General features: G+C 51.9%; 12 protein-coding genes and 1 pseudogene. 6 read left to right on the top strand and 7 right to left on the bottom strand.

Translation table 11 applies throughout. From position 1 onward, the window contains the following. Positions 1-9 precede the first annotated feature (9 nt). The 5 genes from ACWKWM_RS20105 to ACWKWM_RS20125 all read left to right on the top strand — a co-directional run bounded on the left by ACWKWM_RS20105 (position 10) and on the right by ACWKWM_RS20125 (position 5,888). The gene (locus ACWKWM_RS20105) at positions 10-435 is read left to right on the top strand and encodes a F0F1 ATP synthase subunit epsilon (protein WP_043192055.1); all 426 of its coding nucleotides are present in this window, start codon (positions 10-12) and stop codon (positions 433-435) included. 123 nt (positions 436-558) lie between these two features. Beyond that, the gene (glmU, locus tag ACWKWM_RS20110) at positions 559-1,926 is read left to right on the top strand and encodes a bifunctional UDP-N-acetylglucosamine diphosphorylase/glucosamine-1-phosphate N-acetyltransferase GlmU (RefSeq protein WP_483847816.1); all 1,368 of its coding nucleotides are present in this window, start codon (positions 559-561) and stop codon (positions 1,924-1,926) included. Between the two features lie 184 nt (positions 1,927-2,110). Then, complete coding sequence (locus ACWKWM_RS20115) at positions 2,111-2,878, top strand: DeoR/GlpR family DNA-binding transcription regulator (protein ID WP_483847817.1); 768 nt, start codon at positions 2,111-2,113, stop codon at positions 2,876-2,878. A 9-nt stretch (positions 2,879-2,887) separates the two neighbouring features. After that, a complete protein-coding gene (glmS, locus tag ACWKWM_RS20120) occupies positions 2,888-4,723 on the top strand; it encodes a glutamine--fructose-6-phosphate transaminase (isomerizing) (RefSeq protein ID WP_483847818.1) in 1,836 nt (611 codons plus the stop codon). A gap of 145 nt (positions 4,724-4,868) precedes the next feature. After that, positions 4,869-5,888 (top strand): TniQ family protein, encoded by a 1,020-nt coding sequence (locus ACWKWM_RS20125; protein WP_483847819.1) that lies wholly within the window; start codon positions 4,869-4,871, stop codon positions 5,886-5,888. Between the two features lie 389 nt (positions 5,889-6,277). On the opposite strand, the gene ACWKWM_RS20130 is transcribed toward ACWKWM_RS20125, so the two are convergent. Together ACWKWM_RS20130 and ACWKWM_RS20135 are read right to left on the bottom strand one after the other, a co-directional pair. Next, positions 6,278-6,736 (bottom strand): nucleoside 2-deoxyribosyltransferase, encoded by a 459-nt coding sequence (locus tag ACWKWM_RS20130; RefSeq protein ID WP_483847820.1) that lies wholly within the window; start codon positions 6,734-6,736, stop codon positions 6,278-6,280. Continuing rightward, positions 6,729-8,351 (bottom strand): SIR2 family protein, encoded by a 1,623-nt coding sequence (locus tag ACWKWM_RS20135; RefSeq protein ID WP_407693760.1) that lies wholly within the window; start codon positions 8,349-8,351, stop codon positions 6,729-6,731. The genes ACWKWM_RS20130 and ACWKWM_RS20135 overlap by 8 nt, the downstream gene beginning before the upstream one ends. A 395-nt stretch (positions 8,352-8,746) precedes the next feature. On the opposite strand from ACWKWM_RS20135, the pseudogene ACWKWM_RS20140 reads away from it, so the two are divergent. Beyond that, positions 8,747-9,708 (top strand): annotated as a pseudogene (locus ACWKWM_RS20140) (tyrosine-type recombinase/integrase). An 84-nt stretch (positions 9,709-9,792) separates the two neighbouring features. Here ACWKWM_RS20140 and ACWKWM_RS20145 read toward each other — a convergent pair. The 5 genes from ACWKWM_RS20145 to ACWKWM_RS20165 all read right to left on the bottom strand — a co-directional run bounded on the left by ACWKWM_RS20145 (position 9,793) and on the right by ACWKWM_RS20165 (position 14,230). Further along, a complete protein-coding gene (locus ACWKWM_RS20145) occupies positions 9,793-10,104 on the bottom strand; it encodes a hypothetical protein (protein WP_483847821.1) in 312 nt (103 codons plus the stop codon). Positions 10,105-10,471: 367 nt separating this feature from the next. After that, positions 10,472-10,996, bottom strand: a complete 525-nt coding sequence (locus ACWKWM_RS20150) for a hypothetical protein (RefSeq protein ID WP_483847822.1) — start codon at positions 10,994-10,996, stop codon at positions 10,472-10,474. 16 nt (positions 10,997-11,012) lie between these two features. Continuing rightward, a complete protein-coding gene (locus tag ACWKWM_RS20155) occupies positions 11,013-11,984 on the bottom strand; it encodes a caspase family protein (protein ID WP_483847823.1) in 972 nt (323 codons plus the stop codon). Then, positions 11,981-12,403 carry a TIR domain-containing protein gene (locus tag ACWKWM_RS20160; protein WP_483847824.1) on the bottom strand — a complete coding sequence of 141 codons (423 nt, stop codon included), beginning with the start codon at positions 12,401-12,403 and terminating at the stop codon, positions 11,981-11,983. Before ACWKWM_RS20160 ends, ACWKWM_RS20155 begins: the two co-directional genes overlap by 4 nt. 849 nt (positions 12,404-13,252) lie before the next feature. Then, a complete protein-coding gene (locus ACWKWM_RS20165) occupies positions 13,253-14,230 on the bottom strand; it encodes a hypothetical protein (protein WP_483847825.1) in 978 nt (325 codons plus the stop codon). Positions 14,231-14,263 lie beyond the last annotated feature (33 nt).

A 14,263-nucleotide genomic window follows, 5' to 3' on the forward strand; every position in this document is an offset into this window, starting at 1 on the left:
GGCAGGCAAATGGCTATGACAGTCCATTGCGACATCGTCAGTGCGGAAGGGGAAATCTTCTCCGGTCTGGTCGAGATGGTGATTGCGCACGGTAACCTGGGTGATATCGGTATCGCTCCAGGTCACGCGCCGCTGATCACTGATCTGAAGCCAGGTCCGATCCGTCTGATCAAGCAGGGTGGAGAAGCCGAGGTGTTTTACATCTCCGGTGGTTTCCTTGAGGTTCAACCGAACATGGTCAAAGTGCTTGCCGATACTGTGCAACGCGCTGCTGATCTGGACGAAGCCTCAGCTCAGGAAGCCGTTAAGGCGGCTGAGAAAGCCCTGAACGAGAAAGGCGCAGACTTCGACTACGGATCTGCTGCTGCACGTCTGGCCGAGGCCGCAGCCCAGCTGCGCACCGTTCAGCAAATTCGCAAGAAGTTCGGCGGCTAACGTCGTCGGCTTTGAAGCGCGATTGAGAAAAAGGGTAGCCTCGGCTACCCTTTTTCTTTTTTCAAAATCAGCCCGATCCGGATCTATATCCGGCGCGCGGCTCGCCCGGTTGGAATGTCTGTCATGTCTCTCGATATCGTAATTCTCGCCGCTGGCCAAGGCACCCGCATGCGTTCGGCATTGCCCAAGGTGCTTCACCCCGTGGCAGGCAATTCCATGCTTGGCCATGTTATCCACAGTGCTCGTCAGCTCAATCCGCAAAGCATTCACGTGGTCATCGGTCACGGTGCTGAGGCGGTGCGCGAGCAGTTGGCAGCCGATGATTTGAATTTTGTCCTGCAGGACAAACAATTGGGCACAGGCCACGCCGTCGCCCAAGCAGTGCCCGCACTCACTGCAGATACGGTATTGATCCTTTATGGCGATGTACCGCTGATTGAAGTGCAGACCCTGCAACGGCTGCTCAAGTCGGTCGACGCCGAACAGCTTGGTTTGTTGACCGTCACTCTCGACGACCCAACCGGTTACGGCCGGATCGTCCGCGACGACCACGGCCGCGTCAGCGCCATTGTCGAACACAAAGACGCGACCGACGCTCAGCGTGCCATACAAGAAGGCAACACCGGCATCCTTGCTGTCCCTGGCAAGCGTCTCGGGGAATGGTTGAGTCGCCTGTCGAACAACAATGTTCAGGGCGAGTATTACCTAACCGACGTTATCGCCATGGCGGTCAGTGATGGCTTGGTGGTCGCCACCGAGCAGCCGCTGGACGCCATGGAAGTGCAGGGCGCCAATGATCGCAAGCAGCTTGCAGAACTAGAGCGCCATTATCAGCTGCGTGAAGGGCGGCGCCTCATGGCACTGGGCGTCACCCTTCGTGACCCTGCGCGCTTCGATGTCCGTGGCGAAGTCATTGTCGGCCGGGATGTCACGATCGATATCAATGTCATTCTGGAAGGCCGCGTCGTGATTGAGGACGATGTGATCATCGGGCCGAACTGCGTGATCAAAGACAGCACACTGCGCAAAGGCGCCGTGATCAAGGCAAACAGTCATCTTGATGGCGCAATTGTCGGCGAGGGCGCAGACGCCGGACCCTTCGCACGCTTGCGTCCAGGCACGGTGCTTGAGGCGTGGGCGCATGTGGGTAACTTTGTCGAGCTTAAAAACGCTCACCTAGGAGAAGGCGCAAAAGCCGGTCACTTGACCTATCTGGGCGACGCGGTGATTGGCGCCAGGACAAACATCGGTGCGGGCACGATTACCTGCAATTACGATGGCGCGAACAAGCACAAAACCACGATGGGTGAAGACGTATTCATCGGCTCCAACAACTCCTTGGTTGCACCTGTGGATATATCTTCCGGCGTGACTACGGCTGCCGGCTCTACCATCACTCAAAACGTCGCCACTGACCAGTTGGCGGTTGCTCGCGCGCGCCAACGCAACATTGATGGCTGGAAACGACCCGTCAAAATCAAAAAAGACTGAAGTTATCCACAACCCCCTCATGTAGGAGCCAACTTGTTCGCGAGACTCTTAACCTCCCTCGTGCCCTCTCGCGAACCAGTCAGCTCCTACAGATCATCAAAATTTGCGCTCCGCCGCTTGACGTTTATCTTTCGATCGGTTTTGATTGGCTTCGTTATCTTTCGAAACGAAACTTGAGGTCGTCATGTCGAAGCGTAATACTCCTCAACGCCGTCACAACATCCTCGCTTTGCTGAATGAGCAGGGCGAGGTGAGTGTCGACGAGTTGGCCAAGCGTTTCGAAACTTCCGAAGTGACAGTTCGAAAGGATCTCGCTGCTCTTGAGACCAATGGCCTGCTGTTGCGCCGTTACGGTGGCGCGATCAGCATGCCTCAGGAGTTGATTGGCGATCTCAGCCAGCCAGTCTCGCGATACAAGCAAGCCATCGCTCGGGCCGCTGTCGGACGCATCCGAGAACACGCACGAATCATCATCGACAGTGGCAGCACCACCGCCGCCATGATTCCCCAACTTGGGCTGCAACCAGGTCTGGTGGTCATGACCAATTCCCTGCACGTGGCCAACGCTCTGGGTGAACTGGAGCACGAGCCGGTATTACTTATGACCGGCGGCACTTGGGACCCGCACTCCGAGTCCTTTCAGGGGCAGGTCGCCGAACAAGTGCTGCGCTCCTATGATTTCGATCAGCTGTTCATCGGTGCCGACGGCATCGATCTGGCACGCGGTACGACTACTTTCAACGAGTTGCTGGGCCTGAGCCGAGTCATGGCTGAGGTTGCCCGTGAAGTGATCGTGATGGTCGAGGCCGACAAGGTCGGTCGCAAGATTCCCAATCTGGAGCTGCCGTGGAGCAGCGTCCATACCCTCATTACCGATGATCGCCTGCCCCAAGCGGCACGCGAGCAAATTCAGGCCCGCGGCATCACGCTGATATGCGCCGCTGTTTCCTAGGAGAAGACCATGTGTGGAATTGTCGGCGCTGTCGCTGAACGTAATGTCACTGCCATCCTGCTCGAAGGCCTCAAGCGCCTTGAATACCGCGGCTACGACAGTGCCGGTGTGGCGCTGTTTACTAGCGCCGGTGTGCTCGAGCGCCGCCGCCGTGTGGGCAAAGTCAACGAATTGGAACAAGCCTTGGCGGGGGAACCACTGGTAGGCCGTCTGGGCATTGCCCATACACGGTGGGCGACCCACGGCGCGCCGACCGAACGCAATGCCCATCCGCATTTTTCCAACGATGAGCTGGCGGTCGTTCACAACGGCATCATCGAGAACCACGAAGTTCTGCGCGAGCGCCTCAAAGGCCTGGGCTACGTGTTCACCTCGGACACCGACACCGAAGTCATCGTCCACCTGCTGCACCATAAACTTCAGGACACGCCGGATCTGACCGTCGCCCTCAAGGCTACCGTCAAAGAGCTTCATGGTGCCTACGGTCTGTCGGTGATCAGCGCCAAACAACCTGACCGTCTGCTCGCCGCTCGTAGCGGTAGCCCGCTGGTGGTTGGACTTGGCCTGGGAGAAAACTTCCTCGCTTCCGATCAATTGGCATTGCGTCAGGTAACGGACCGTTTCGTGTATCTGGAAGAGGGCGATATCGCCGAGATTCGGCGGGATAACGTACAAATCTGGGATGCCGAAGGCACGCCGGTTGTTCGCGAAACTGTGCAACACCGAGAAGGGGCAGAAGCCGCCGACAAGGGTGAGTTCCGCCATTTCATGCTCAAGGAAATTCACGAGCAACCAAAAGTCGTGCAGCGCACGCTCGAGGGCCGTCTGGGCCAGGAACAGGTGCTGGTCCAGGCGTTCGGCCCTCAAGCGGCCGAACTTTTTGCCAAAGTGCGCAACGTGCAAATCGTCGCGTGCGGTACCAGCTATCACGCCGGCATGGTCGCGCGTTATTGGCTGGAAGGGCTGGCCGGGATCCCGTGTCAGGTAGAAGTCGCCAGCGAGTTCCGTTACCGCAAAGTGGTTGTGCAACCCGACACGCTGTTCGTCTCCATTTCGCAGTCCGGCGAAACGGCCGACACCCTCGCCGCTCTGCGCAACGCCAAAGAGCTAGGCTTCCTGGCTAGCCTGGCGATTTGCAACGTGGGCATCAGTTCCTTGGTGCGCGAGTCCGACCTGACGTTGCTGACCCAGGCGGGCCCGGAAATCGGCGTCGCCTCGACCAAGGCTTTCACCACGCAACTGGTGGGCTTGTTACTGTTGACCCTGTCGCTGGGTCAGGTCAAAGGCACATTAGGTGAAGGCGTTGAGGCCGAATTGGTCGAAGAATTACGTCGTCTGCCTACTCGCCTGGGTGAAGCGCTGGCCATGGACAGCACTATTGAGAAGGTCGCCGAGCTGTTCGCTGAGAAGAACCACACCCTGTTCCTGGGCCGTGGCGCGCAGTTCCCGGTGGCGATGGAGGGTGCGTTGAAGCTCAAGGAAATTTCCTACATCCACGCCGAAGCCTACCCAGCGGGCGAGCTGAAACACGGGCCGTTGGCGTTGGTCGACAGCGACATGCCCGTCGTCACGGTTGCTCCGAACAACGAGCTGCTGGAAAAACTCAAATCCAACCTGCAGGAAGTGCGCGCGAGAGGTGGAGAGTTGATTGTTTTCGCCGATGAACAGGCGGGTATGCATAACGGGGAAGGCACACATGTCATTTCCATGCCGCACATCATCGATGCCTTGGCGCCGGTGCTGTACACCATCCCATTGCAGCTTTTGTCGTATTACGTTGCCGTGCTGAAAGGTACTGACGTAGACCAGCCGCGCAATTTAGCCAAGTCAGTGACTGTAGAGTAAGTTATCCACAGTTGAGTTTATCTGGTTTTTGTGAATTAAAACTGTCGCTTGTGAATTAAAGCTGTCGCAAGTTCCTTGGCCACCCCGCCCGATGAACTGCTGCAGCTCTCCATCCTCTTTTCAGTTTCGCGGTCAATACGCCCTTATGATCCCCAAAATTCTATACGACGAGGCGGTGCATTCCTTCATGCAGCGAATCGTTCATCTGAACGGTGAAAGTCAAAAATTTTCAAAAATTAAGGCTCTCATACCGAAAGCCATAGATAATTTGACGCTTAAAATCGTAGCGTCCGCTTTGAGATGGCCTGGCTGCCACGGCTTTAACCGGCTTCTCCATAACCATACTAGTTATGCACTAAATGGGACTTTAAAGGAAGAATCAGACATCACGTACTCTAATGATATGTACGTTTCCAGAAGCCGCTCAGATAAATTAGATTTAACACACTATAAATATTGTCCGGAATGTTGCAAAGAAGATATTAAAAACATCGGTTTCGCGTACTGGCGACGCAAGCATCAGTTTGATGTCAATGTCTGCAGTCGGCACAACGTAAAGCTAATTGCGTCATGTCCGCACTGCGAAAAACCCTTCACCTCAGGATATAACGCATCCTTCATTTGGCCAGGTGCCTCGCGAAAGGAAATGGGGCAAGCATCACGATCGCTTTCAGGTCATCTGTTAGATGTTTTATGGTTGGGCTGCTCAGGCAAAAGTATCAGCGATATCATCTCGGAACGTAGTACCAGCTCCTACGAGCTTAGGAAGTCGCTGTTTTTAGATGGTTTGCTGGCCTACAGATTTTATATACCATGGGATATTGCAACGGTTGTACTGTCCGAGAAGCTTGGCTCTATATCATTGAGCTGGGCAAAAAAGCATATGGAGGACACCGATGAGTATTGGTGGCTCTACCAACTGGCGCCAAAAGTGAGCCAAGCCAGTAGATTTCGAGCTGGCCTACTGTCTCATCAAGACCTTGTCAGAGCCCTTGTTGCCGTCTACACCAGCTTCGAAGAATTCATAACGGAGATCAATTCAAGAGAACGTGCAAGACGCCCGGTAGAGTCCCTTTGGTCGACATTTGCATTTAGGAGCAAAAGCTCAATCAGCTTTATCGAAGAAAGCACTTCTACGGGGGTAGGAAAGTGGTTTTGTTCCTAGCGAAAAGTTTGTGGCTGACAGCTTGGTGAGCTAAAACATCGACAGGTCGACTCGTGTTTACTGCAACGTTTGAACAGCGGTGGCAGGTGACCTGGAGATTTGTACAACCCTTTAGAGGGGGTAAGGTCTCACCCTACGCTAGTCAACGCCGCTCACAACTGAGTTCATTCGATCGACCCATGAATGGTGCGCTGAATTGCAATCTGCAGAACTCTAAGCGACAGGCAGGTCAAGCTTGATATAGCTTTTTTCAAATGGCAGCAGTCGGCCAGAAGCAGCCCGTCGAGATCAGACATCGGCAAATAGGAGACCGAATATCCGCAACAGACCTCATAAGAATGCCACTGGTTTTTACCTTCTGAGATCACCCCATAGAGACCAGGGCTAAATTAAATGCTAAAGTTGTGCTTTTTGGCGTAGGTAGCGATAAGCCAAGAAACAAGAGCATCCGTAGAGTTGAAGATTCTCTCGCAGCTTTGATTTATCATCGGATTATTGCCTGTGGGCAACGATTGCCTAATATCACTCTTCAGCCCCACGCATCGTTTTCCAAGCGCGAAGGAAAAACCAAGTTCGAATGCGACTCCCTCATCGATGTGAGCACCATTTAGGACAGCCACAATAAGATTTGACTCCTTCATGGCAGCTATGTCGGCGTCGAAAACCATCCTTTCGGCTAGCGCCGCCGATGTACCGTTTGCTACTAACTCACGTAGCAGTAACCCATCCTCTTGAGGCAGAAATATGTCAAAGTGAGACTGAAGTCTGGCTTTGAGCGATTTGTTATATGCCAACTCTGCCTCATTAAAAAGCGGTGCAGCGAGGTAAATTGTAGATTTTTTAAGCATTCGCGATATCACTCATACGCTGATCCAAATCTGACGGAGAATAACCGCAAGAAAAGATTACTTTTGCAACGTCACGTACAACGTCAACCTCCTTTCTTTGAGTTGAATGTATTTTCTTAGGCTGCAAGCCTTCATAAATCGCCAAACTCTTTTCCTGCAGCGCATGAATTTTAGCAGGCGGCCAGCTGCTTTCTTTCCGTTTTGTAATTAAACGCGACCATATCTCATTGACATCTCCAATCATATGGATAATTTCGCCAGGGACGATTTTCTTTTTTGAAAACCCTGGCCGAATTCCATGACTAAGCATTGATTTAGCGCGATCATTTTCAGGTACGCCGACGACGAAGCTCAAAGGATCTAAGGGAGATCTATCGACTAGAAAAACTCCAACTTTTTTCCTATCCAAGTAGTTATTTTTCTTCCCAAACTGCTCGTTAGTCCAGTCATCGATGGTGATTGTCTTGCTCGTGCTAAGATCGTCAGGAGAGCGGGCCATCTCCGGCGGCCTTTCATCAAACCATTCGTCGAGCGTAACTAAGCTCCCAAATTGGCTAATCACGGTGGATTTCCCGATCCCAATGGAACCTACGACGTAATAAACATATTTAGTTTGAAGGCCCAAAAAATCAGACTCTTGGATAAATTCCACCTCGGGCATAGTGATGGCCCGTAAAAATTCTTGAATATCGGCGCCGTCGAAGAACAAGGTCACAAGGTTGTAGTTATTGAAATTAGCTTCAAATATTGCAGTTTTATTCTGAGGGTCAAGCTCTTCGTTTGTGAATCTGATGAAATAATTATAATTTCCCGGACTGACAGAAGCTGCTTTTCTAAGAAGATGAAGCAGGGTGGAGTCAGTCAGCGAGTGCCCAACTAGAATGCTCGTCTTCTTCGTAAGAACATGGAGAAGTGTAGATAAGCCTCCCCCAATGCCATCAAGCAACTGATCCGCAAATGCTCCGTCCGAAAAAATCAGATTTTCACTCTGAAACTTGTTGTGGTCAAATGGCAAAAATCCATTCGGATGATATATCACACATTTGTCTTTTGTGAACTGAGTATGATGTGACCATACAGTCTGATACGGTCGCTCATGCTTAGTGGGATTCAGATCTGCGCATGAAAGGCCAAATTCTAAAAAGTCATCAAAATTGTATGTGACGGTCAATTCAGAATGTTTTGCAAATTCAATAACTTCCTTAAAGTATGGGTGTGCATCTATCGTCGCGCGTCGTCCGTCAGGATTTATATCTTGATATAAGGCTTTGTGGATTAATTCACGCCAGTCGGAAAGAATTTTCTTTTCAACAATCGCATCGTTTGTGTAGCGCCCCTCTTGAGCGAGGTCGTATTTTTTGTAAGAGCTGAATATCTCAAAAAGCACCAACGCTGCCTTTCCAGCTGCGTCGTTTACGCCATGTACTTCAGGAGCTCGACTTGCCATGGAGGCCTTCATCCGTCCGACCAAAACTTCCCACATAGGAAGGTTCAGGTCACGTGATACTCCAGCACCTAACACCAGGCTTGCCTTATTCTTTGCAAGCTGCGAGCGAAGCTGGCAGACATATTTCCATGCAGATTTTACAGCTTCAGACTTAAAATGATGCGTCATGTAGACATCCAGGGTGGGGGCATTTCTGAATGAGCTCGATTTAGTAGGGATGATAGCGTGTTTCACTGGGCATTCAGACGATTTGACTGCAGAGATTGCACAAGGGAGCGATGAGCCGGTTCCAACCCTCCAACGAACGGAAGTCACGGATCGATTTCTGCCTGTCGCGACCTGCAGCTTTGGGTCGAAAGCAGCCGGTCGTGACGGGCGCCAATCGGCCATAGCAGTGAAAAACGGTCAAGAGAGTGTGGGTAGCCGTCCATCACTGGCCATAAAATAGGTTGTCACCAATTACTGCAGCTCATCGGTTTCGAAGGCGGCAGACGCGTTTCACGTTGCTTTTGTTACTAGGCAGCTGGCGAATGATCACGAACGATCCAAGGAATGGAGATGATATGCAGGAACTGACGAAAGTCCTGCAGAATGATCAGCGCCGGCTCGCCTCGGTCGAATTTCAGAAACTGGCCCAAGTTCCGGCCGCGGTCGAGTGGTTTGCCAACTTGGATAACCCTCGAACACGACGTGCCTACCATAATGATCTGGAAGACTTCTGTGGGTTTGTCGGGTTGGCCTCGGCAGATGAGTTTCGCGTGGTGACCCGATCACATGTTTTGGCCTGGCGTGCTCAACTCGAGCATCGCGGCTTGGCCGGAGCCACGATCCGGCGCAAATTAGCCGCAATGGCCAGCCTGTTTGATCATATTCTGGAGAGCAATTCAATCGCCGGCGGCAATCCAGTGCACGGAGTAAAACGACCGAAGATTGAAAGCAACGAAGGCAAGACGCCAGCATTAGGCGATCACTAGGCCAAAGCGCTGCTCGAAGCCCCGGATGAAACGACCCTTAAGGGGTGCGCGACCGGGCGATATTGGCTGTTCTTCTTTATCAAGGGCTGCGCCGCGAAGAAGCGGCGCTGCTGCAGGTGAGCGACATTCAGAATCGTAGCGGGATCCAACACCTCAAGGTGCATGGCAAAGGCGGCAAGGTGCGCTACCTGCCGTTGAACCCCGTGGCGGCCGGGCGTATTCACCAGTACCTGGAAAGCTCAGGGCATCATCGGGCGGACAGGAAGGTGCCGCTCTTCATTCCGTTGCGCGGCAAGGTGACCGGTGCCGGCATTACGGCAAACGGCATCTACACAGTGGTGGCGGCCTACGCGAGGAAGGCTGGGATTAAGGTCGACGGTTTGGGGGCGCACGGACTAAGGGCCACTGCGGCCACCAACGCCCTGGAGCGTGAGGCCGACATCGCCAAGGTCCAGGCCAGGTTGGGTCATGCCAATATCAGCACAACCAAGATCTACGATCGGCGTGACAACCGACCTGAGGATTCGCCGACCTACAAGGTGAAATATTAAAGGAGAGGCATTGGATAGACTTCTAACGCAGTCTACGGCTTTGGGAGCAGCGGTTTATTTTATCCAATAGTGCATGGGGAGCACTCAGCTGTGGTCTGGACGTCCTGCATCATCTGGCGAACTTAGCGATGCGGCCAAGAGCGGAAGATATTTCCTGACCTGCTCCCGATCACCTTCCTTCTCTTTTTCGCTAAGCTCTGAATATACAGTCGCCATCTGACGCTCCCAGCGCTCAACTAGATCAGCCGGGATAACAAGACTCCCATCATCCTGTTTGACCCCTTTGCCATGCATATATCGCTGCCAGTGTGACCATCGTTCGTGCTCAAGCGCGGATAATGGTTCGAGCAGCCCTTGAAGAAGGACGTCAATCTGGTCTTGTTCGCGAATGGTCATATGTCGCCCTTTTTAGCCGAAGTCCGGTAGATTTACCCAACCACCTTAAACAGTGCTGTGCAAGTTTGGTCCCTTGGCCGCCAAGTGTTCGACGTACCCTTACCTCCGGGGCATTAGCAAGCCAATAGAAACAAAGGTTCGGTCCAAAACTCAGTCCACAGCCCCAAAAAAGCTCGCGAAACGAGTAATAAAAAACGAAACTAGATAAGCATGCCCGGCAAGCACCGGGCTAGTTTTATTTTTGATTTCTAGGCTTAGGTGCTGGTGGGGTAGGTGCTGGAGGAGGCGAAGGCGGACGCACATCGCCCCTAACGGAACGAGTTGGAGGCGGCGGCGGTGGAGGGGGCTTTTGAGACATTACAGGCTCCTAAAGTTTTGGGATAGTGATCACGGCGTACGCCAGAGCAGCCACAAGCGCGGCAGCAATAAGAGCATAGTTGCAATAATACAAGCAGTAGGTTTTACGATCATTATTATTGGTGCAGATGGTGGAACAAAGCATGTATTTTTCATTAAAATATTTTTGCATTTCCAATGCCACGCGATCTCCGGGCCTAGACTCATCGTTATAGTAGGCTAACAGATCAACTCGATACTGCTCGATCACGTTGGGCTCAGGCATGTTTTGATCTACCCTTCCGAGCAAAGCATTCATGAAAAAGTACACGCCAGCTGCCAAAAACCCTACCGAAACCGTGAGGAGCAGGAAAAAGACCAATTTCGGAGTGTAACCGAGAACGGCCCTATCCCCTCCCAGAATCACAGAGTAAAAACCGGCAATAGCAATTATTGTAGCCAAAGGTATGCTCAAGCGAGAAAAAATCTGTTCTTTTCTAGCAAGCTCGTGAAAGTACACTTTTTCATAATACTCGAATATTTTTTGGTCATTCAATCTTGAAGCCCTTAGCTCAAATCCGTTTAAGGTTGACCAAGTTCCAGTAATGCTCACCGAGCACTGTGAGCTTGCATGACTTGGAGTTCATCGCCGCGAAGTACATATGCTCTTCCCCCACAGGTCTAACTAAGTTCAAGCGATTCAGTTTTTGCAGGACAGCAAACTTTCGCGTATTATCAGGATCAGGTTCGATTCCATGATTAGGAGCCGGCGGTTGGGGCTCAAAGCTTGGATCGAGAGCCAATTCGGTGTTTGCTGTTTCGAAAAGCTGAGTAAGTTGCCTTAGCTCATAAAGCTGAATCGGTGGTGAGACTTTGCGCAGCGAGGTGAAGGCCTTCACATTAGTTTTAAAAACAGGACGTTGCTCCCAGAGGCTGAGCGACTGATCTATGTGTGCATAAATACTACCAGGGGTGATATCACCAAGGAGATTCGCAGCCCCTCCATTTAAAGCGTCAACCAACAAAGAAGTGAATACGCCGGACCCCGCCGACTCTTCCGCATATTGGTCCTTCGTAGATGCCGTTAGAATGGTCATCCCCTCGGTTAATATTGCCTTGTCTCCGAGCGATTTGTTGTTGCCTGCAACACCCGAATGACAGCTATCCAAGATGATAATCTTATTTTTCGCCTTGGATGCATTTGCTAGGTCAAGAACGTCCTGTAGAGGCAGTCCATCGTCCCCATCTTGGCATTCAGAGGTTATCAGGTAACCAGCAGAGTCCTCTATAAAGCCGTGACCCGCAAAGTAAAATAGTGCAATTTGAGAATCGTCCTCAAACAGCATCTCAATATAGTTCTTCAGCTGCTTGCGTGAAATTGCAGTATCTGAGTCTATGGCAGTAATATGCTTTACGTCAAAATTCAACTCGCCGTTCATGTGACGTTCAAGGACTTGATTGACTTTATATGCATCATTCACACAACCATGCAACTTCTTCAGATTCTCATAGTAATTGATACCAACCACGAGCGCCTTCTTCATAATTTTTTCTCTGCATTCTTCCCCTCTCCCATCATCTGTGTCACAGCGTTTGCAATCCCTTCCCAAGTCCAGCTAATTACGCGATTCCTATTAAGACCAGTTGGCAAGGTACTAGTGGAATCTGCACCAGCCACATATACCCCAAAGTATGGAACATTTTGTGAGCGGGCCATCTCAATTTCTTTAACAACACCTGTAGCGGTCGCCATATGCTTTCCGACTAGTACTATCAGCAGGTGCGTCTTATTAATTTTCTCCTTAACCATTGCTTCCCACTGGGACTGGGGCATCGGGCTTTTCGCAGACCAATCCTCGTGAGCGAATGGGGTCTTGGAGTGCCACGCTTGGCCGGCGAACAATACTTTTTCGTCGCTGTTATGATCAACATCAAAACTGATGAATGCACGCGGCTCTGCCATTTCATTGATCCTTCAAACTATAGGCGGGTGCTGATTGTGCATCCAGGGTGAAACTTTGCCAACACTCAGTTTCAAGTTTCATTCAACCTTATGATTCTGATGGCGTTTCTTTGGCTGCTCGCTGCCGCGAATTTTTGGGCTGCTCAAGAGGAAAGGGACCGTACGCTCCATGCCGATTAAAAAACTATTCTCAGCCAGTGCGCAGGTAATGCCACAGCGCTCCTCCTCTCCACATCACCCCATATCCCAATGTCTGTTGACTCAAGGAGATTGGTACTCGGTCTCCGGTATCACCTGCGCTAGACCACACAAAATTTATGACCAGGCGGCATTTGGCGTTTTTTTTCGGACGTCGGGAAGCCACAGGTACTCAGCGCTTGTACGGCGCATTTACAATTCAACGTAAATCTCGATCGGCAAAACGCGGCAGTCCTTTAACGGCAGCCCGTTTCGTTTACCTTCGGCTGAGGCGAAGCTATTCACTCCTTGCCCAGCGATAGATGAGTAGGTGGAGAGGGATTAGCTCGCGTTGCGCGTCCAGCTCTTTCCAGCAACTAGGCAATGTCTCCTTAGCTGCTCCATTGCCAGATCGTGTTTCTCGGCAACGAGGCGAGCCATGTAGACACCACCACCCACACAGGTGGCCGGCGCGGTTAGCGGTCGAACTGACTGGCTGCTTCTGGCCGATTGGAGCCATTGTCGATTCATAACACCATTCAATGCGAGGTTTGGGTATCCACGAGGCTCATGCTTGTCCTTCCATAAATCTGAAGTCGACCCAGAAGAGCCCATAGTGGCGGGCAGAGGTTCCTGCATAGGCGCATTGCGAGGCTCTAATGCCCGAATCGATCAGTCTTCGCGCGGTCCGAGATAGACGCCCATTAGCCGTGCACGATCAAAGCTGTATACATGTACGTACGGGCTTTCACTGCAACGACCTACCAGGGGGACCTTTTGCTCGGGTTTGCCTGGCATTAGCAGAACTTTACCGCTGCACAGCGGACAGTCTCCACTGAAACGTACAAAACGCGTCCATTGATGCTTTTTGCTGTCTCGGTGCATTTCTAGCTCGGCGGAGTCTTCCCAGAAAGACAGCAGGGCAGCAGGCGCCTTTACAACCCTGTCATCGACCAATCGTATCCAAGGGCGGTAGAAACTAGTCCAGATAAGCCAAAGGCAGAGCCCGAAGAATGCTGTACCTCCTATCTGCCGTAACGTCAGGGCTTGGTCGATATTCGACACTCCCCACATACCCGCAAAAAACCATATCGCCGATACTGCGACGCCGAGCAAAATCACTGTCAACAATACCGCGCCTCGCCAACTCCGGTTTTTCAGCTCACCGTCGCGAAAGATTTGCCGAATGAGCCAAGAGGGTTTTACCACGCCGGGCTGAGTTCGCTGATACTCGATGCAGGCAGAGGGCAATGTAGTTTTCCCATCTCCCCCTTCATCCGGCAATGGCTCAACGTCTAGCCAATAAGATCGCTCAATACCTTTTCCACCTTTACCCTCATTGGTACGGATAATCGGCATCTGCTCTAAGCCTAACTGCCGCAGACGGGTCACAAGGGCAGCCTCACGCGATGCCAAAAACCGCTCCAACAAACCCGCCTGAAGCCAGGTGGCCGGGGTCAACGTTTGCCCCTTCAGCTCGCCTTCTACGTGTAGTAGCAACCCTTGGCGAGAGAACACCTGCTGCTCACTCCTACCCTGCTCAAGCGCAGCGAGCTTAGCTTGCACCATGAACTGAAGAATTCTATGTGCCTTGATATCGGCAGGCGAATCATTCAGCTCTGTTTGAAGGCAACGCATCACTTCCTGCACACCAGCTCCTCACGCCCAAAATACAAGGCTCTC

It is taken from the genome of Pseudomonas rosaeacicularis, from assembly GCF_057128745.1.